The 18,984-nt window shown below is 65.8% G+C and carries 16 protein-coding genes; 6 read left to right on the top strand and 10 right to left on the bottom strand.

Features of this window, described 5'->3' with window-relative positions:
• Nucleotides 1–9 precede the first annotated feature (9 nt).
• From H5T65_03050 to H5T65_03025, 6 genes are all read left to right on the top strand, one after another.
• Nucleotides 10–2,880, top strand: a complete 2,871-nt coding sequence (locus H5T65_03050) for a glycosyltransferase family 39 protein (protein MBC7258203.1) — start codon at nt 10–12, stop codon at nt 2,878–2,880.
• 155 nt (nt 2,881–3,035) lie between these two features.
• Nucleotides 3,036–4,295, top strand: a complete 1,260-nt coding sequence (locus tag H5T65_03045) for an MFS transporter (GenBank protein MBC7258202.1) — start codon at nt 3,036–3,038, stop codon at nt 4,293–4,295.
• Entirely contained in the window at nt 4,292–5,491 is a 1,200-nt protein-coding gene (locus tag H5T65_03040; protein ID MBC7258201.1) for a hypothetical protein, read from the top strand. Before H5T65_03045 ends, H5T65_03040 begins: the two co-directional genes overlap by 4 nt.
• A 114-nt stretch (nt 5,492–5,605) precedes the next feature.
• On the top strand, nt 5,606–6,529 hold the full coding sequence (locus H5T65_03035) for a glycosyltransferase family 2 protein (GenBank protein ID MBC7258200.1): 924 nt from the start codon (nt 5,606–5,608) through the stop codon (nt 6,527–6,529).
• Between the two features lie 99 nt (nt 6,530–6,628).
• Nucleotides 6,629–7,372 (top strand): glycosyltransferase family 2 protein, encoded by a 744-nt coding sequence (locus H5T65_03030; protein MBC7258199.1) that lies wholly within the window; start codon nt 6,629–6,631, stop codon nt 7,370–7,372.
• The gene (locus H5T65_03025) at nt 7,362–8,666 is read left to right on the top strand and encodes a hypothetical protein (GenBank protein MBC7258198.1); all 1,305 of its coding nucleotides are present in this window, start codon (nt 7,362–7,364) and stop codon (nt 8,664–8,666) included. Before H5T65_03030 ends, H5T65_03025 begins: the two co-directional genes overlap by 11 nt.
• 11 nt (nt 8,667–8,677) lie before the next feature.
• Here H5T65_03025 and xseB read toward each other — a convergent pair whose 3' ends face one another.
• The 10 genes from xseB to H5T65_02975 form a co-directional block, all read right to left on the bottom strand.
• Nucleotides 8,678–8,926, bottom strand: a complete 249-nt coding sequence (xseB, locus tag H5T65_03020; protein MBC7258197.1) for an exodeoxyribonuclease VII small subunit — start codon at nt 8,924–8,926, stop codon at nt 8,678–8,680.
• Nucleotides 8,923–10,173, bottom strand: coding sequence for an exodeoxyribonuclease VII large subunit (xseA, locus tag H5T65_03015; protein ID MBC7258196.1), 1,251 nt, complete (start codon nt 10,171–10,173; stop codon nt 8,923–8,925). Before xseA ends, xseB begins: the two co-directional genes overlap by 4 nt.
• Before the next feature lie 4 nt (nt 10,174–10,177).
• Nucleotides 10,178–10,879, bottom strand: a complete 702-nt coding sequence (locus H5T65_03010; GenBank protein ID MBC7258195.1) for a ComF family protein — start codon at nt 10,877–10,879, stop codon at nt 10,178–10,180.
• Between the two features lie 4 nt (nt 10,880–10,883).
• Nucleotides 10,884–11,237, bottom strand: coding sequence for a DUF192 domain-containing protein (locus tag H5T65_03005; protein ID MBC7258194.1), 354 nt, complete (start codon nt 11,235–11,237; stop codon nt 10,884–10,886).
• A complete protein-coding gene (locus H5T65_03000; GenBank protein ID MBC7258193.1) occupies nt 11,234–12,163 on the bottom strand; it encodes a type II secretion system F family protein in 930 nt (309 codons plus the stop codon). Before H5T65_03000 ends, H5T65_03005 begins: the two co-directional genes overlap by 4 nt.
• 19 nt (nt 12,164–12,182) lie before the next feature.
• Entirely contained in the window at nt 12,183–13,136 is a 954-nt protein-coding gene (locus H5T65_02995; protein ID MBC7258192.1) for a type II secretion system F family protein, read from the bottom strand.
• Between the two features lie 64 nt (nt 13,137–13,200).
• Entirely contained in the window at nt 13,201–14,568 is a 1,368-nt protein-coding gene (locus tag H5T65_02990; GenBank protein MBC7258191.1) for a CpaF family protein, read from the bottom strand.
• 35 nt (nt 14,569–14,603) lie between these two features.
• Nucleotides 14,604–15,893, bottom strand: a complete 1,290-nt coding sequence (locus H5T65_02985) for a response regulator (protein ID MBC7258190.1) — start codon at nt 15,891–15,893, stop codon at nt 14,604–14,606.
• A gap of 38 nt (nt 15,894–15,931) precedes the next feature.
• A complete protein-coding gene (gene cpaB, locus H5T65_02980) occupies nt 15,932–16,831 on the bottom strand; it encodes a Flp pilus assembly protein CpaB (GenBank protein ID MBC7258189.1) in 900 nt (299 codons plus the stop codon).
• Between the two features lie 264 nt (nt 16,832–17,095).
• Nucleotides 17,096–18,952: a hypothetical protein gene (locus H5T65_02975; protein MBC7258188.1), complete on the bottom strand. Its 1,857-nt coding sequence runs from the start codon at nt 18,950–18,952 to the stop codon at nt 17,096–17,098.
• Between the last annotated feature and the right edge of the window lie 32 nt (nt 18,953–18,984).

Below are 18,984 nucleotides of genomic sequence, written 5' to 3'. Positions count from 1 at the left end.
GCTTGTGATATGATACACGCTATGCTTGCGCAGGCTCCGAGAGTCATCGGAAATCGGCTCCGCCGCGTACATGCCTGGACGTGGGCCGCCGCACTGCTGACACTGGCAGGCGCGGCCCTTCGTGCGTTTCGCCTGGGTTCCCACAGCCTGTGGTACGATGAGGGGTTCAGCGTGTATCTGGCCTCCATGTCCCTGCGCGAGGCCACGGCCTGGACCGCCCGCGATGTCGCCCCGCCGCTGTACTACTATCTGCTGCACTTCTGGCAAGCCGCGTTCGGCACCAGCGAGGCCGCCGTTCGGTCGCTCTCGGCGCTGGCCGGAACCCTCACTATCCCCTTCATGTACCTTGTGGGCAAGGCGCTATTCGGTCGCCTGTCGGGCTTTCTGGCCGCCGCGCTGGTGGCGGCATCCCCGCTGTACATCTGGTACTCCCAGGAGACGCGCACCTATGCCCTGCTAACGTGTCTCGGCCTGGTGGCGGCGTGGTTCCTGCTCAAGGTGCTCACCGAGCGCAGCAGGCGTCGGGGGCTGTATTGGGTGGGGCTGCTGTTCGCTGCGGCGGGCGTGAGTCTTTCGCACATGACCGGCGCGCTCCTGCTGGTTTTTCTCGCCGTGGCCTTCCTGCTGGGCTGGGCTGCCTGGGTTCGGCGCGCCGCGGTGCTGGCAGAGGCGCTTGCGGTGGCCGCGGCATTCGCGCTGCTGCACGTCCCCTGGATCCTGCTGGCGGCGAAGAACCTCGGCCTGTATCGCGGCTACTGGCAGGGGACGCTGGGCATCGGCGGAGTGGTGCGGCGGGCCTTCTTGTCCTACTGGACCGGCGAGACGCTGCTCAGCCAGACGGCGGAGGCGCTCCTGCCGGCATTTGTCGCGGTAACGGCGTTGACAGCGGTGGCGCTCCTCGTGGCCGCGCTTCGGCGCACCGGCCCCCTGGGAGAATCGCCGCTGCCCCGTTGGTTCGCGCTGCTGTTTCCGACGCTGTACACGGCGTTGCCCGTGGGACTGTTCATCGCGCTGTTTCTGAACCGGCCCAAGTTTGAGACGCGGCACCTGCTGTTCGCGTCGCCTGGGTTCTTCATGATCCTCGGCGCGGGGCTTGCCTTCATGCTGGACGCGCGCCGAATCCGCACGACGTGGGCGCGGTGGGCCGCGCGCGGCGTGGGCGCCGTGGCGCTCGTATTCGCGCTCGGCGTGTTCGCGTATGGCAACTACAACAACTACTTTGACCCGCGCTTCCAACGGGACGATTTCCGCAACGTGGCGCGATATATCAAGGAGCGCATCGGCCCCAACGAGACGGTCATCCTGTGCGCGGGGCATTTCTTCCCCGTGTTCCAGTACTACTTCGGCCCCGACAACTGGCACCCGCTTCCGCCCGACCCGATCCTGGACGTGGAGAACGTGCTGACGTATCGCGTGGCCGATGACCTGAACCGCATCCTGGCGGGCAAGGACGGCGTGTGGGTGGTCTTCTGGCAGGACCACATCGCGGACCCCAACGGCATCCTGACGATGATGCTGAATGAGGAGGGGTCGCGGCTGCCTTCGGGGCCGCAATTCTGGGGCGTGCGGTACGTGCATTGGGCGTTGAACCAGGGCGCGCATTTCTCCAGCGAGCCGCAGGTGCAGTACCCGCAGCGGGTGAATTTCGGCAATCGCGTGGAGTTGCTGGGGTTCTCCGTCGGCATTGCCGGGCACTTGCTGCTGTACTGGCAGGCGCTGCAACCGCTGGACCGCGACTACTCGGTGTCCTTGCGGCTGCGGGACGGCGCGGGCGAGTTCTGGGGATCGCTGGATCGGCGGCCCGCCGGCTACTACTTCCCCACGAGCCGCTGGCGGCCGGGGGAGCCTGTCTTCGGGAGCAATCCGCCGCCGGCGCTGCCGGGGACGCCGCCAGGGGAGTATTTCCTGGAAGTGGTGGTGTACGACGAGGCCACAGGCGAGCAGCTGGACGTGTTGGACGCGGCCGGAGCGCCGCAAGGGCAGTCGGCGCGCATCGGCCCGGTGCCGGTCCGAGCGCTGCAACCCGCCGACGTTGCCGACCTTCCGAACGGGCGCAACCCTGTGATACTGGGCGGGAACCTGGGCCTTGTCGCATGGCAGATGGACCGACAACAGGCGTCGCCCGGGGAGACGGTGTCCATCGTCGCGTTCTGGGAGGCGGCGGGGACGGTCGCGGCCGACTACGATGCGGCGGTGGCATTGGCGGGCTCGGATGGGGCAGTCGTCGCGGAGAAGGTGTTCTCGCTGGGGACCTCGGCCTACCCCACGTCGGCGTGGGGGCCGGGGCGCCCGGTGCGGTGGGTGGCGAGGGTACCCGTTCCGGCGGCGGTCGCGCCCGGCACCTACGTGCTGAAGGTGGCGCTGCGCGAACGGGCGAGCGGCGCCGCCGTCGGGGACTCTGTACCCATCGGCGCGGTGGAGGTGAGCGGGCCGGCGCGGGTCTTCACCCCGCCGCAGGCGCAGATGATCGTCTCGGCGCGGTTTGACATCTACGCAGAACTGTACGGCGCGGACGTGGAGCCGACAACCGTTGCCGCGGGCGAGCCGATTCGCGTTACGCTGTACTGGCTTGCGCGCGAGGAGGTGCCCAAGTCCTACACCGTGTTCGTGCACCTGATTGACGCCGAGAACCGAATCTGGGCGCAGCAGGACAGCATCCCGCAGGGCGGCAACCGACCGACCACAGGCTGGCTGCCCGGCGAGTATATCGCCGACCAGTACACGCTGTATGTGAAACCCGACACCCCGCCCGGCGAATATTGGATTGAAGTAGGCCTGTACGACGCCGGCGATCCGGCCTTCCCGCGACTGCTCGTGTTGGGGGCCGACGGGCAGGCTACAGGCGATAGGGTCTTGTTGGCAAAGATTGCGATACGGTGATAAAATGGGAGCCTCTAGGGGAAGCGCCGGGAGGCCACAGGCGCACTGTCTGCGCGACGATGCGGGGCTGCGCTGCGATCCGCTGCACACCAACCTTCTGTGAGGGGGCATTGAAAGAGTACGCTGCACCGAGACGGCTATTGGCGAACTCCTGCGTGAGGGGGCTTTGCCTGTCGCAATTCACGGCGCTGGTGGGGAACTTTGCGCTGTATTTCGCCTCCATGGCGCTGGTGGAGGAGATCACCCATTCCAGCACGCAGGTTGGCCTGATGATCTTCTCCAGCACGCTGCCCGGGTTCCTCTTCGGGCTGATCGCGGGGCCGTATGTGGACCGCCACGACCGCATCGCGGTCATCAAGTTGGGGTGCATCCTGCGGGTTCCCATCGGGATTGGGTTCGCGCTGGCCATGTATTTCGCGCCGCATACGTCGTCGCTGCTGTGGGTGATCTACATCTGCAACTTCCTGCTGTCGGCGCTGGCGCAGTTTGTCGTGTCGGCGGAGGCGTCAGCGATCCCGCGCTACGTAACGGCGGAGCAGTTGATGGGCGCCAACTCGCTGTTCAACCTGTCGTCGGTGGTCTCGCAGGGCGTGGGCGTGATCCTCATCGCGCCAATTCTGCTAAAACTCGGCGGGGCGTGGCTCGTGGGCGTCGTGAGCACCGTCTTGTATGTCCTGTCGTGGGCGGCCATCGCCGGCCTCCCGCGCAGCGGTTCGGAGTTTGACCCGACCAAGCCGACGGTCAAGAACGGATTCTTCTCCGCCCTGGCCGACTTGAGGCAGGGCTGGGCCTATATCGCCAGCGACCGCTTCGTGTGGCTGGCGGTGATCCAGATGGTGCTAGCCGCCACGTCGGTGCTAGCGGTGTCCACATTGGCGCCCGGTTTCGCCAACCGCATCCTGGGCAAGCACGTGGCCGATGTAGCGTATGCGGCGCTGCCCGCGGGCCTGGGGTTCGTCGGCGGCCTGATGTTCATCTCCAGCCGCCACGGGCTGCGCATGTCGCGGCAGGCGTGGTCGGCCCTGGGGTTGACGCTATTCGGGGCGGGGCTGCTGGGCTTCTCGCTGCTCACGATGCTGAAGGGGCTGCATTTGCTGGGCCTGGCGGTCGCCGTTGCCCTCGCGGGCTTTGGGTTCGCGCTGACGATGATTCCCGCGCGCACAATCTTGCAGGAGCGCCCCGCTCCCTACATGCGGGGCAGGGTGATCTCCACGCAGATCGTGCTGGCCAATGCGGCATCCACGCTGCCGATGCCCGCCACGGGAGGGCTGGCCGACATCTGGGGCATCCAGCAGGTTCTGATTACCATTGCTTTCATCGTCCTGGCGATGGCCGGGCTGAGCGTCTATATGGTGCGCACGGAGAGGGCCAAGGCGGTGGCAGCGGCCTCGCGCAAGGTGGAGGAGGTGTCTTGAGGAAGTCAGTCTGGGTTCCGTTCCTGGTGGGTTTTCTGGCGCTGGCGGCACTGCTCCTGGTCGGATGCGGGGCGCGTCCGCTCCTGTCGGAGGTGGATGTCAGCCCAAGCCAGATTACGCCCAACGCCGATGGCGTAACCGATGTAACGCGCATCTCCTATCGGCTGACGGGCAACGCCGACTTGTCCATCTACCTGGTGGACGCGCAGGGAGGGCGACACTACTTCCGCAAGGCGCAGCGACGCTCGGCGGGGCGGTATGGCGTGGATTTTGGCGGGGTGGTGGACGGCCGAATGCTCCCCGACGGCGACTACGAGTTGGTGGTGGAGGCGGTGGATAGCGAGGGCCGCACGCACCGCGTCAGCCGCACGCTGTCGCTGCGCGACGCCGACACGACCCCACCCGAGTTGCTGAACTTCAGCGTGTACCCGCAACGGTTCACGCCGAACCAGGACGGGTACGACGACCGCGTGAAGGTGTCCTACTACCTGACCAAACCCGCCGATGTGCGCGTGTTCCTGGTGGATAAGGACGGCAATCGGTTCCCGCTGGCCGAGCAGGAAGGCGTGGTGAAGCCCGGCGAGGTCGGGACGCACATCTACGACTACGCCGGGGGCGTGGATGAGGGCGCGACGCCGCCGCCCGACGGCCTGTACGAGGTGCGGGCCGAGGCGCGGGACAAGGTGGGCAACTTCACCGTGGTTACGAGCACGCTGGAGATCGCCGACGGCGGCGTGCCCCGCGTGGACATCGTGCAGGCGGCGGTGGAGTTCTATCCCAGGGTGGTGCCCATCGGGCAGGTTCTCGCCTTCACCCTGACCGTGGAGAATATCGGGTCGGTGCCGGTGCGAACGACAGGCCCTGCGCCGGGGACGCTGTACACCAGCAGCCAGAACTTCAACACGTTGGGCTATGCCGAATCGCCGGGGGCCTGGCGTGTGGGCATTGACTTTGAGGGCAACAGCAGCGGGCGGCCCTATCCGTACCGCTGGGCGCTGGCGCCCGACGACCAACTGACGGTCATCGGCGAGGGCAAGTACCTGATGCCTGGCCAGCGCGCCACCGTAACCGGCTTCATCCGCATCACCGACAAGCCGCCCAGAACCTCGCCCCACTTCTGGGCCGGCCTGATCCACGAGGACGTGCGGATTCTGCTGGATCACGTGGACGCGCAGACGATTGACATTGCATACTAGCCGTTTGCCGTTGGCCGTTAGCCTTTAGCCCGAGGCGCAAGGCGATTGGCCAGTGGCCCAGCGCTAAAGGCGAATGGCTAAAGGCTAGTGGCTAATGGCTGAAGGCTACTGGCTATGCAAGATCTCTCCATCATCATCGTGAGTTACAACACGCGAGACCTGACGCGGGCGTGCGTGCGCTCGGCTTTGGATGGCCTGGCGCGGTCGGGCCTGCGCGGCGAGGTGTGGGTGGTGGACAACGCCTCGGCGGACGGCAGCGCCGACATGGTGCGGGCCGAGTTCCCCCAGGCGCGCCTCATCGCCAACGCCGACAATCGCGGGTTCGCCGCCGCCAACAATCAGGCCATCGCCCGCTCGGACGCCCGGCACGTCATGCTGCTGAACTCCGACGCCGAGGTGCGCGGCGACGCCCTGGGCGCCCTGGTGCGCGTGCTGGATGCGCGGCCCAATGTGGGCGCGGTGGGTGCGCGGCTGGTGTACCCGGACGGCTCGTTCCAGCACTCGGCCTTTCGGTTCCCCGGCTTCGCGCAGATTTTCCTGGACTTCTTCCCGCTCCATCCCCGCCTGCTTGACTCGCGGGTGAACGGGCGCTACCCGCGCCGCCTGTACCAGGGCGCGGAGCCGTTTCCGGTGGATCACCCGCTGGGGGCGGCGCTGATGGTGCGCGCCGAGACGGTGCGCCAGGTGGGGCCGCTGGACGAGGGCTTCTTCATGTACTGCGAGGAGATTGACTGGTGCTGGCGGATGCGCAAGGCAGGGTGGGAGGTGCTGTGCGTGCCGACGGCGGAAGTGATGCACCACGGCGCCGGGACGACCCGCCGATTCCGCGAGGAGATGTTCGTGGCGCTGTGGCGTAGCCGCTTCCGCCTGTACGAGAAGCACCGCGGGGCGCGGTACGCCGGATGGGTGCGGCGCTGGGTGCGGCTGCTGATGCGGGTGGACGGCGCCCGAATTCGGCGGCGGTTGGCGCGGAGCCAGATTGCAGAAGCCGAGGCGCGGGCGCTGCTTTCGGCCTACGCGCGCGTCGCGGCGCTGTGATTCGTTGCCCGGTACGCCGGCGAGGGGATTCAACCGCGAATAACGCGAATCTGCGCGAACGAATTTTCACCGCCGAGACGCATAGAACGGATAGACGGCATGAAGATCGCAGCGGTCGTATTGACGAAAAACGAGGCGCGGCACATCGCCGACTGCCTGGCTACCCTGGCCTGGGCAGACGAGCGCGTGGTCTTTGACTCGTTCAGCGACGACGCGACGGTGGACATCGCCCGCGCGTCGGGCGCGCGCGTGATCCAGCACGCCTTCCGCGGCTACGCCTCGCAGCGCAATGCCGCCCTGGAGCAGGTGGCCGCCGACTGGATTTTCTTCGTGGACGCCGACGAGCGCGCCACGCCCGAACTCGGCGCCGAAATCCGCCAGGTCGTCCACCGCCCCGAAGTGGGGTGGTGGGTTCCCCGCAAGAACATCATCTGGGGCAAGCACATCCGCCACACGGGCTGGTCGCCCGACTACCAGATGCGCCTGCTGAAGCGCGGGTTCGCGCGCTACGACCCTGCGCGCGAGGTGCACGAGGTGGGCCTGCTAGACGGCGGGGAGGGCTACCTGCGCAACCCGCTCACCCACTACAACTACGACACGGTGCGGCAGTTCCTGCAAAAGCAGGGCCGCTACACCGAGTACGAGGCGCGGATTCTGTTGGAGTCGGGCGTTGTGCCGCGCGCCCGTGGGTTGGTGGGCCAGCCCCTGCGCGAATTCTGGCGCAGGTTTGTCCAACTCCAGGGCTACAAGGACGGCGGCCATGGCCTGCTCCTGAGCGTCCTGATGGCCTACTATGCCTTCCGTCGGGTGCAGATGGCGCGGAGGATTGCCCGTGGGCGGTAGGTTACGGCGCATCAGGCGGGCCGTCTCCAGATCTTCCCACGCGGCGGCAACCGCGCTGTTCCTGCTCCTGTTGCTCATTGGCCTCCGCTCGGACGCCTACCCCCACACCAAGGTGCTGGAACAGCGCCTTGAAGTCCTCACGGCGGGCAAGCGGTTCAGCATCGCGGCGTGGGAGGCGCAGGCGCTGGCCGACAAGGCCCTGCAACTCATCCGCGGCTCGCGCCTGGACGAGGGCGACACGGGCACGGTACGCGAGTTCTTTGACGTTGCGGCGCGCATCGGGAGCCTGCGGGCCGAGGCCGAGCGCCTCGCGGCGCAGAAACTGCACATGTCGGCGCGGGCGGCGGAGATTCAGTCCGAGTTGAACGCGCTGTACGCGAAGCGCGACGCGCTGGAAGACAAGGCCGAGGACATCCTGGCGCTGCAGGTAACGCGCGCGCTCCGCGAAAACAACCTGCACACGCGCATCCTGTGGTGGGATGTCATCTGGCCGCCCGTTACCAGCGAGTTCGTGGACTTACCGCTGCTGCTGGTTGTCTCGCCCCGCGAGCGCATTGAGCGCCGCGCGGACTACCTGCTCATCCCCGACCTGACCGTGGCCGAGATGGAAGAGATTGAGGACGCCGTTCGGGACATGGGGTATTCGGGGCTTGTAACCCACATCGGCGGGCTGTCCACGTATCCGGCGATAATCCCCGAAATCTACGGCCTGGGGTTCGTGCTGGACACGATGCCGCATGAGTGGGTGCATGACTTCCTGGCCTTCTACCCGCTGGGCTGGGCCTACGGGACTTCGGGCGAATTGACGACGATGAACGAGACGGTGGCCGACATCGTGGGCGAGGAGATCGGGCAGTATCTGGCGCGGCGCTACTATCCCGAATACGTGCGGGAGCCGCGGCCTGCGCCAACCCCCGCGCCGAAGCCCACGGAGCCGCCGGCGTTTGACTACAACACCTTCATGCGGGAAACGCGGCTCCGCACGGACGAGTTGCTGGCGCAGGGGCGCGTGGACGAGGCCGAGGCCTACATGGAGCAGCGGCGGCTGGAACTCCAGGAGCACGGCTACTACATCCGCAAGTTGAACCAGGCCTATTTCGCCTTCCACGGCTCGTATGCCACCGGGCCAGGCTCGGTAAGCCCTATCGGGCCGCAACTCCAATCCCTGCGACGGGCGTCGGCCTCGCTGCGGGATTTTCTGTTCACGGTGGCGCGGATGCGCTCCTACGACGACCTGGTGCGCCTGGTGGGCACGCCGACGCCCACCCCCGTGGCGACGCCGGCCACCCCCTAGTCCGACGCGGTCTAGCGGCTGCCCTCGTCAAAAGGGGCAATCGTCGCCTCTCCGTTGGGCGACGCGGTCAACTGTTGGAGTTTCAGTTCGGCCTTGTCCAGCAGATTCTGGCAGTGGCGGGCGAGAAGGCTGCCGCGCTCAAACAGGCGGATGGTCTCCTCCAGCGGCAGATTTCCCGTTTCCATCCGTTCCACCAAATCTTCCAGTTCGCGGAAGGCTTCCTCAAAGGACAGGGCCTCTATGTCCGGCATATCATTCATGGCGTTTCGCTCTCCTTGGCATCTTGCCCATCGGTAACGCGTCCGTGGAATCGGCCATCGCTTACCTGAACGCGAATGCGATCGCCTGGGCGCACCTGCTGCGTGCTGGATACGACGCTCCCCGACGGCACGAGCGACACGATGGCATATCCGCGGGCCAGCGTGGCCTGGGGCGATGCGGTCTCCAGGCGGCTCGCCAGCGCCGTCAGCGCGGCGCGCTGGCGGGCCAGGCTTTGTCGGGCCATCAGGGTGATTCGGTGGGCGTACTCGTCGGTGCGTTGGCGGCGGCTCATGATCTGGGCCTGGGGCGAAGCGCGCACCAGCGCCTTGCGCACGTAGGCGAGACGTTCGGCGAGCGCCTGGATTCGGCGCGCGCCGATGCTGCCCATTCGCACCCGCAGGTTGTCCAGCGCGGCGGTCAACTCGGTGCGGTCGGGCGTAACGATTTCGGCAGCGGCGGTCGGCGTCGGCGCGCGGCGGTCGGCCACCAGGTCTGCGATGGTGAAGTCGGTCTCGTGGCCGATGCCGGTAACGACGGGGATGCGGGAGCGGAAGATCGCCCTGGCCACGCGCTCGTCGTTGAAGGCGGCGAGTTCTTCCAGGGAGCCGCCCCCGCGCGCCACGATAAGCACATCGCAATCGGTGTGGCGGTTGAGCGCCTCCAGGGCCGCCACGATCTGGTCGGGGGCTTCCGCGCCCTGCACCTGGGCAGGGGCCAGCGTCGCCGCGACGCACGGGAACCGTCGGCGCAAGACGTGCAGGATATCGCGCAGCGCGGCCCCGTCGGGCGAGGTCGCAATGCCGATGTGCCGCGGGAACTGCGGCAGCGGGCGTTTGCGCTCCTCGGCGAACAGCCCTTCGGCGCGCAGGCGCTCCTTGAGCCGCGCCAGTTGCACGTAGTACTCGCCCAACCCCGCGGGCTGGATTTCCTCCACATACAGTTGGTACACCCCCTGGGCTTCGTACACGCCGATTCGGCCGTGGGCCAGAACCCGGTCGCCGTCCTGGGGGAAGTAGGTGACCCGCGTGGCGGCGGTGCGCCACATCACGCACGCGATGCGGGCGCCAGCGTCTTTCAGGCTGAAGTACACGTGCCCCGACGAGGGGCGGGACAGGTTGGAGACCTCGCCCTCCACCCACACATCCCCCAGCGTCGGATCGTCCTCCACGAGCATCTTGATGCGCGCGGTGATCTCGCTGACGGTGAACGGGCGGGTAGGTTGGGAGAAGAGAGACATCTGGAACATGGCGTTACTCCCTGTCGCCGTGCGGCAACCTGGGGCGGGCGACTGTCATGGCCCAGACGGCCCGCGCCCCGGCTTCCAGCGCGGCCCGCCCGCAGGCTTCCAGCGTCGCGCCGGTGGTGCACACGTCGTCCACCAGCAGGATGGCCTTGCCCGACAGCGCCGCGGGGTCGCCGCGGAAGGCGTCGTGGACGTTCTGCCAACGCTCGGCGGCGTCCAGCTCCACCTGGGGCAGGGTTTGCCGCACGCGCCGCAGGCCATTTCGGATTGTGGGGATTCCGGCGGCGCGGCTGAACTCCGCGGCCAGCAGATAGGACTGATTGTAGCCCCGTTCCCGTTGCCGGCTGGGGTGCAGCGGGACGGCGACAACGGCATCCACGGGGAGGCGAAGCCCCTCCCATTCGCGCACGAGAAGGCCCGACAGGGGCTTGGCCAATACCCGTTGCCCGTTGTACTTGAAGTTGTGGATGGCCGAGCGGAGAGGCTCCTCAAACCAGGCGACCGAGTAGATGCCGCGCAGGGCCGATTCGCCCCATTGCGGCGCGGGCCTGGCGTGGAGCGGGCGCGGCCCTGTGCGGATGTAACTTATCCTTGACATGCACTCGTCGCAGAGCCACTGCCCCGCGCGCCCGCATCCGCCGCATTTGGGCGGGAAAACCCAGTCCAAGAGGGCATCCAGCGTCCTGGCCCATGCCATTGCGCGGCTCATCGCGTCAGCCCTCCGCATCGCCCAAGGCGATGAGGTCGCCCACCTCGGTCTGCGTGCGGCGAATCGTCGCGGGCGGGAGTTCCACGATGTAGCGGCAGCCGCGCACCAGGGGGCCGACCCGCCAGGGGCGCATGGAGTCCTGGGCGCGGAGCACCCGCCCCTCGCGGTCCAGGTACAGCACGTCTATCGGGAAGCGCATGAAGAAGGTGTGGATGCTGCTGTCGCCGACGAGAACCAGGGCCTCGCCTTCAGCCAGGGCTTTCGCGAACATCAGCCCGCGCAGGCGTTGCCAGAAGGTCCGCGCGGCCTTCGCCTGGCGGGCGAGCGTCGTTTGTTTGGAGCGGTTGATGACGATCAAAACAGCGTCCCGAAAATGTTAGAGTGGATGAGGATAAGAATGGCAGGCCCCAGTAGCAGGATGTAGATGCTCGGGAAGATGAGCAGGACCAGCGGGAAGGTCATCTTGAGCGGGGCCTGCTGGGCTTTCTCTTCGGCGCGCTGCCGCCTCCGGATACGCATCTGCTCGGACTGGATGCGCAGGACTTTGGCGATGCTCACGCCGAGTTGGTCGGCCTGGATCACGGCGGCGACGAAGTTGGTAACCTCGGGCACGTCCATGCGGGCGGCCAGGTTACGCAGCGCCTCGCGGCGGCTCTGGCCCATGCGCATTTCGGCGATGGCGCGCCCGAACGCGCGGCTCAGTTCGTTGTCCCACTTCTCGTTGACCTTCGCCATGGCGGCGTCAAACCCCAGGCCCGCCTCCACGCTGATGGTCAGCAGGTCCAGCGCGTCGGGCAGGGCGCGGATGATCTCGTTCTTTCGCGCGCGAATCTTGCCCCCAAGCCAGATGACCGGCAGTTGGAATCCCAGGAGCGCAAAGACAATCGTGAGGAGAAAACGCTGAGAGACCGGCGCCTTTAGAGCATTCAAAAACAGGAACGCCAGAGCGCCCAGCATGACGCCCGCCAGACCCCGCACGCCGAGGAAGTCGGTGGCGCTCCAGTTGTTGGGGTTGCCCGCGGCCTCCAGTTTCAGCCTCGTGGACTCCACGTATTGCTTGGGGAGGAAGCGGGTTACGAACCGCGCGCTGGCATGAATGAGCGGCTTGACGACGCGCTCGGAGAACGGCTGCGACAGTTCCAGTTCCTCCAACGTCAGCGGGCGTGCGCCGTATTCGGCCAGGCGCTGCTCCAGAGGCGTGGGTTCCTTGGTGCCCGCAAGCGCCGCGAAAATCAACAAGATGGACAGGCCCACGAGCAAGGATACGAACATCGGAACCAGCATGGCTTGTTCCTCCCTCGGACTACACCTCAATCTGGATGATGCGCCGAATGATGGCGAACCCCGAACCGATGAGGATGAAAATCATGGCGACCATGGCCCAGCCGCAGGGTTCCCGGAACAGCGACAGGATATAGTCGGCGTTGATGAGGTACAGGATCAGCCCAACGGCAAAAGGAAGCAGGCCCACGATGATGCCCGTGCCGGTCTGCTGCGCGGTTAGCACGCGAATCTCGCCCTGGATGCGGATGCGCTCGCGGATGGTGAACCCGATGGTCTCCAGGATTTCGGCGAGGTTGCCGCCCACCTCGTGCTGCACGTTGATGGCGGTGATCATCAGATCCAGGTCGGGGCTGGGCACGCGGCGCAGCATGTTGTTCATGGCCTGCTCGTAGGACAGGCCCAGGCCGATTTCGCGGACGACGCGCTCAAACTCGGTGGACACTGGCGGCGACAGTTCTTTCGCCACGGTCTCCATGGATTGCAGCAGGCTGTAGCCGGAGCGCAGGGAGTTGGCTAGGAGCGTGATGGTGTCGCCCAGTTGGTTGTTGAAGTCCTTGATGCGCTTGCTCTGCCTGCGGCGCATCCAGATTCTGGGCAGGAAGTAGCCGGCCACGCCCCCAAGCACCGCGAGGAACAGGTCGCGCTTGAGCACCAGGAAGAACAGGAATCCGAGCAAGGTTGTCGCGAGGTTGAGCAGCACGAACTCGGAGACGGTGAGTTTCAGGTCAGCGCGGGCCAGTTGCGTGGCCAGGTTGGCCGCGAATTTCTGCCGGCCGATCATCTGATTCAGGGTGGAGGTAACCTGAACTCCCTGCCCGCCCGAGGGCGACGCCAGCCCGTCCTCGCGGGCGGCGTACTGGTCCAGGCGCGACGACACGCGCGGGTCGCGCCCCGAAAGCGCGCCGGCCAGGCCGATGAAGATCAACAGCACTCCCAAACCCAACAGAATGGACGCAATCAAGGATGCAGGCATTGCCTACTCCACATCACAGATGCGGGCCGCGTGAGCGCCCCATGAACGCCCACACCCCGCGGCCTCACGAAATCTTCTTTACGATGCCAAAGGTATCCGACGGAACGCGAATGTTGGCGGCCTCCAGTTTCTCCATGAACTTCGGACGAATACCCGTCGGGCGCAGCCGCCCGATGACCTTGCCATCTTCCACGCCGACCTGCTGGAAGCGGAAGATGTCCTGCATGACAATGGTGTCGCCCTCCATGCCGATGACCTCGGCGATGCTGACAACGCGGCGGACGCCGTCGCGCATACGCTCCTGATGCACGATGAGGTCAATGGCCGAGGCGATCTGCTCGCGGATGGCGCGGTGCGGCAGTTCCATGCCAGCCATGAGCACCATGGTCTCCAAGCGCGACAGGGCGTCGCGCGGGCTGTTGGCGTGCAGGGTGGTCATGGAGCCATCGTGGCCGGTGTTCATGGCCTGGAGCATATCCAGCGCCTCGGCGCCGCGCACCTCGCCCACGATGATGCGGTCGGGACGCATGCGCAGCGAGTTGATGACCAGGTCGCGGATGGTAACCTCTCCTTTGCCCTCAATGTTGGGCGGGCGCGACTCCAGCGTTACCACGTGTTCCTGGCGCAGTTGCAATTCGGCGGCGTTCTCAATGGTGATGATGCGCTCGTCGTTCGGGATATAGGCCGACAGAACGTTGAGGGTCGTGGTCTTGCCAGAGCCGGTGCCACCCGAAATTAGGATGTTGAGCCGCCCCAACACGCACGCCTTGAGAAAGTCCAGGGCCTCCTGGGTCAGCGTGCCATACTCCACCAGGTTCTCGGCGGTGATTGGAATCTTGGCGAATTTTCGGATGGTCAGCACCGGGCCGTTGAGCGCCAACGGCGGGATGATGGCGTTGACGCGGGAGCCGTCGGGCAGGCGCGCGTCCACATAGGGCGAGGCCTCATCCACGCGGCGGCCCAGCGGCGCCACGATGCGGTCAATGATGCGCAGCAGGTGCTCGTCGTCGTCAAATCGGACGGCAGTCTTCTCAATGCGTCCTCTCCGCTCAATGTACACCGCGTTGGGGCCGTTCACCATGATCTCGTTGATGGATGGGTCGGCCAGGAACGGCTCAATGGGGCCGTAGCCGATGATGTCGGCCACGATCTGCTCAAACATTCGGTGGCGCTCGGTGCGGCTGAGGATGATGTTTTCCTGGGCCAGGATGGAGTTGTAAAGTTCCTCAATGGCGCGCCGCACGTCCTCGCGCTTGTTGATGTCCAGTTTTTCGTCTATCTCGGAGACGAGGCGCTCCTGGATGCGCGCCTTGAGGTCGCGGTACGTCTCCTCGGTCTGGGTCATGGCTGCAGGCTGGCGGGTTCGCAATTCTTCCAGCCGCGATGCTCTTTCTTCCGGTTGTGTTCCCTCAATTCGTTTCAGAAGCGACATGGTAGCACCTGCCTCCTGTTACGGGTTGGCGTGCGTCAGATGGTGCGTCCGAACAGGCCGCGTCGGGTCTTGGGCACCGGGGCCGGTTCGGGCGTTTCGGGCTGCTCGGCGGGCTTCGGCGTGAGTTCGGCCACGAGCATCTGGGCCAGGTCGGTGATGGCCTGGGCCAGCGGGCTTTTGCGGTTGCCGAAGACCACGGGCACGCCTTCGTTGGCCGCCTGGATGGCACTCCGCTCGTCCAGCGGTATCTTGGCGGCCACCGGGTGCTTGATGCTGGCTTCAATGTCGCGCACGTTGATGGCACCGCGGCGGTCGGCCATGTTGATGATGAGCATGGCGCGCTCCTCGGGATATTGGAGCGCGTCGGTAACCTCAAAGAACAGTTTGGCGTTCTTGATGGACGGGATGTCGGGCGTGGTGATGAGCAGGATGCGGTCCGAAATATCCAGGATGCCCAGCATCAGGTCGTGCAGGGACGCCCACGTGTCCACAATGACGAAGTCAAACAGGGTGAGCAGTTCCTGGACGATGGTCTTGAGGTGTTCGGGCGCCACGAGGTCGGCGAGTTCCGGGCGGCTTGGCGCCAGGAGCGCCTTGACGCCCGACGAGTGGGGCGTGAGCACGCCCGTGATCATGTCGCTGTCCAGGTCCTTGATCTGCGGGATAAGGTCGGCGATGCTGCGGGCGGCCTGCAGGTTCAGCAGCACGGCCACGTCGCCGAACTGCAAACTGGCGTCCACTAGAGCCACCTTGTAGTCGGCCAGGCCCTGCAGCGCGATGGCCAAGTTGACGGCGATGGTGCTGCGGCCTGTGCCACCCTTGGGGCTGAAGACGGTGATGAGTTTGCCCCTGGGTTTGGCGGGCTTCACGGCGACGCCGGTTACGCCTTCCACGGGAACCCCGGCCTGCTCCAGGGAGATGCGCCGACTGAGGCCCAATTCGTACACACGCCGAATGCTGCTCACCAGGTCGTCGGCGGTGAAGGGCTTGGTCAGGAACTCCCGCGCGCCCGCCAGCATGGAGCGCCGAAGGTAGTCGGCGTCGGCCTGCACCGACATCATGATGACCTGGGCGTAGGGGAACTTCTGGGTGATGGTCTCGGTGGCCGTGATGCCGTCCATCCCCGGCATGTTGATGTCCATCAGGACGATGTCCGGCCGCGTCTCGCGGGTCTGCCGAACGGCATCCTCGCCGCTGGCGGCCGTGCCCACCACCTCCAGATCGCTCTCAAAGTACAGCAACTTGCGGAGGCTTTCGCGGGTCTCCGGTATATCATCCACGATGAGCACGCGGATTTTGCGTTGGGCGCTTCCTGCGTCGGTCATCCGATGCATTCCTTCACGCGATCGTTTCTCCCATCGGTCTATCGGGTCGCGGGCTTCAGAGTCTCAAGAGACTCGTCCCTCAGGATGGGCACCGTGATGTTGAATCGGGCCAGCATGTAGTCCAGGGTAACGGCTTGGGTGGTTACCTCTTCCTGGTCGTTGGGGTTGCGCAGGGCCAGTTCTACGGTGGCCTTGGCCTCCCTGGCGAACTGGAGCACCAACGCATCCTGCTGGGGCACAAGCAGGGTAACCACGGCGGGCGGCGGCGGGGTCGCCGGCGTCTGTTGTTGCTGGCCCGGCTGTTGTTGCTGCGTCGTCTGCACGGGCGGCACGTACCAGGAGCCCACGCGCAGGACTTCTACGTTCTGCAGCGTGAGTTGCGACACCAGCCGCGGAATCTGCACCCCCTGGATGTCGCCCGGTTGGTTGCGGTCCAGCGGGAATGCCACCTGGGTCTCTCGGTCCACCTGCAAGAAGCGGAACGTGATAAGCACGTCAACCCGGTCGCCCGATTTCAGCGCATAGGACACGCCGCTGAGTTCGTCAATGGGGAAGGGATAGGCCACCATGCCGAGCGGAACGAGGACCGACGCGGGACCTTCGCCGGCGGCCAGTTCGCTGGGCGAAGCGATCATCTTCGCCTGGATGATCTGGCCGGCAAAGATGGCGGTCTTGGCGTACTTGCCGGCCAGGTCCGCCGTGTTGCCGATGGCGTCGGCGGGGGCCGTGTCCACCGGCCAGTCGCGCATCTCCACGGCCAGCGGGTCAATCAGCGTGCCGTAGGGAATGTCCTGCAGGGCGACCGCCACCTTCCGCGTAACGACAGGCGGCTGCTCGGCAGGCTGTTGCGGCTTCTGGAGCATCGTGTACGTGATGAGCATGGCGACGATGGCCAGTAGGATTCCCAGGATGAGTAGAAGCCTAGATCTGCGTCGCATGAGACCCTCCTCCAGTCAACATGTCAGGGACGGCGGCTCGTAGTCTGTGCATATTGTACCCCTGTTTTCGGAAATTCGCAACCACCTGTACGCGCGGATTCGGCTCCGTCTTGTGTTGGCGACCAAGATGCGACGCACTTTCGGAAGTGCGTCGCACCTATCCCCGTGGCGCGAGCAACGATTTGGAACCGAGACTACGCGCGCTGGCGGGCAGATTTGCCCGCCAGCGTTGGTCTGTTTGTGTTAAGGACACCTGAGTCGGCGTCATTTGGGCGGCACGTAAACCTTGTTGGATTCGGGGCTGTCGCCGCACCCATTGACGGCCTTGACGTAGTACCAGCGGCCCGCTGTGGTCTTGTACGAATACGACGTGCCGGTGGTGCTGGTCAGGAACCCGTAGGTGCCATTCTGGGACGTGGCCCAGTAGATGTTGTACTGGGTAACGGGCGGCCCGGACGGCGCGTTCCACGCCAGGGATACATTCTGGCCGCTCCGGTTACCCGTCAGCGACGTGGGCGCGTTGGGCGTCAGGCAGGGGGTGGCCGTGGGCGTCGGCGTTGGCGTCGGCCCCGACGGGGTGGATGTGGGCGTCGGTGTGGAGGTGGGGCCTGGCGTCGGCGCAGGGCAGAACCACGGGTACCAGTAGTAGTCCAGGCTAGCGCCGCGGCTCATGATGGGGTTGCCGGTCTGCGCGTCCAACAGCATCCCGCCGATGTGATTCTCCACCACCTCATCATCGGGCCGAATGCCCGGCCACCACACCTGCACGCAGAAGCGGGAGCCATTCTGCACCAGGCCGTAGTCAATGTACTGCGTTTCCTGGTAGGGCACGTCGTCGGGATGCACGACGTACCAGGCGATCTGCAGCCGCGCGGTCTGGCCGGGCGGGAGTTGCACCGTGCCGCAGACCGTCTGCCACTGAGGTTCGTACTCGCAGATGGCCGTGTCGCCGTCGTCAAAGATGACATCGGGTGTGGTGGCAGGCGTGCTGGTAGGCTCCGGCGTGTTCGTGGGCGCGGGCGTGTACCCGGCTGGCGTTACCGTCGGCTTGTCGCGCTCGGTCAGGCGCATGACGACCACGCCCTTGTCCCACGGGCTGGGGTTCGTCCAGGTCCCGTCCACGATGTACGACACGAACTCGCCGTCCAGTTGGTGCTGGCCGATGTTGGTAACCTTGAAGGCCGCGAAGGTGATGATGTGGTAGTAGTACTGGCCCTTGAGTGTGTTGTTGTCTGTGTATGCGCAGACAACGTTGGGATAGTCGCTCTTGCAGGCGTTGGCGCAGTAGTCCGGGTCGTAGCGCGGCGAGTCCTTGTTGCACTTCTCGTCGGTGGTGAACTGGTAGATCTTGTCAAACACGGGCAAGAGCAGCACCTGGCCCACATCGGCCTGCTTGAGCACCGATTCCTTCATGCCGGGGTCGGCCATGTAGTTGGAGTTGCGGGACACGTAGCCCTGGTAGCCGTTCTCCATCCAGTATTTCAGGGAGTTGGCGTCGGGCGAGCACTTGGACGGGAATTGACAATCCCATCCCATCCACCCCCAGCGCGCGGTGGCGTGCTTGTAGTTGCCGGCGAACAGGCTGTACTCGTCGCCAACCTGGAAGTCAGAGTACAACACGGCCAGCGGCGCCAGGCCGCGTGCCGCCCACGCCGCGCCGAAACTGGCCTCGGCCTCGGCGCACATGTTCATCATGCCCAGGCCGATGAACCGCGAGAAGAACGTGGGGAAATTGGTACAGGACTTGACATAGACGCCCGCTGCCCTGTCCGGGTCGGGCACCGGCGACCCGTCGCCCGCGTTGATGGCGAAGGTCGTCTCGTCAGGCCGAATGTACAGCGCCTCCACCGTCTGGGCCTGGTTGCGCTGAGCCCAGTCCAAAATGATGTTGTACAACTGGCCGCTGGACATTCGTTCCTCCGGCGCGGACCCCTGGGCGATGGTGAGTTCGCGGGCGCCCGCCAGCGCCGCCGCGTCCGCCGCGTTCTGCATCTGCCGCCGCTGGACGTAGGCGTAACTGATGTCCACCGCGAACATGGCGAACAGCAGCAGCACCACCATCGCAAATGCGACGATCACCAGAGACTGCCCTTTTTCCTTCTGCAAAGTTGCTCCTTTCACTTCTCCACCTCCCAAGATGTCTAGGGGGGAGT

It is taken from the genome of Chloroflexota bacterium, assembly GCA_014360805.1.
Lineage (GTDB): Bacteria > Chloroflexota > Anaerolineae > DTLA01 > DTLA01 > DTLA01.
This window is presented reverse-complemented; position numbering and strand designations above follow the sequence as displayed.

Coding starts and splice junctions, on each gene's coding strand:
- H5T65_03035 (MBC7258200.1), top strand. CDS start 5,606: ATGCAAGATCTCTCCATCATCATCGTGAGTTACAACACGCGAGACCTG.
- H5T65_03010 (MBC7258195.1), bottom strand. CDS start 10,879: ATGAGCCGCGCAATGGCATGGGCCAGGACGCTGGATGCCCTCTTGGAC.
- H5T65_03000 (MBC7258193.1), bottom strand. CDS start 12,163: ATGCTGGTTCCGATGTTCGTATCCTTGCTCGTGGGCCTGTCCATCTTG.
- H5T65_03030 (MBC7258199.1), top strand. CDS start 6,629: ATGAAGATCGCAGCGGTCGTATTGACGAAAAACGAGGCGCGGCACATC.
- H5T65_02990 (MBC7258191.1), bottom strand. CDS start 14,568: ATGTCGCTTCTGAAACGAATTGAGGGAACACAACCGGAAGAAAGAGCA.
- xseB (MBC7258197.1), bottom strand. CDS start 8,926: ATGAATGATATGCCGGACATAGAGGCCCTGTCCTTTGAGGAAGCCTTC.
- H5T65_02985 (MBC7258190.1), bottom strand. CDS start 15,893: ATGACCGACGCAGGAAGCGCCCAACGCAAAATCCGCGTGCTCATCGTG.
- H5T65_03050 (MBC7258203.1), top strand. CDS start 10: ATGATACACGCTATGCTTGCGCAGGCTCCGAGAGTCATCGGAAATCGG.
- xseA (MBC7258196.1), bottom strand. CDS start 10,173: ATGTTCCAGATGTCTCTCTTCTCCCAACCTACCCGCCCGTTCACCGTC.
- H5T65_02995 (MBC7258192.1), bottom strand. CDS start 13,136: ATGCCTGCATCCTTGATTGCGTCCATTCTGTTGGGTTTGGGAGTGCTG.
- cpaB (MBC7258189.1), bottom strand. CDS start 16,831: ATGCGACGCAGATCTAGGCTTCTACTCATCCTGGGAATCCTACTGGCC.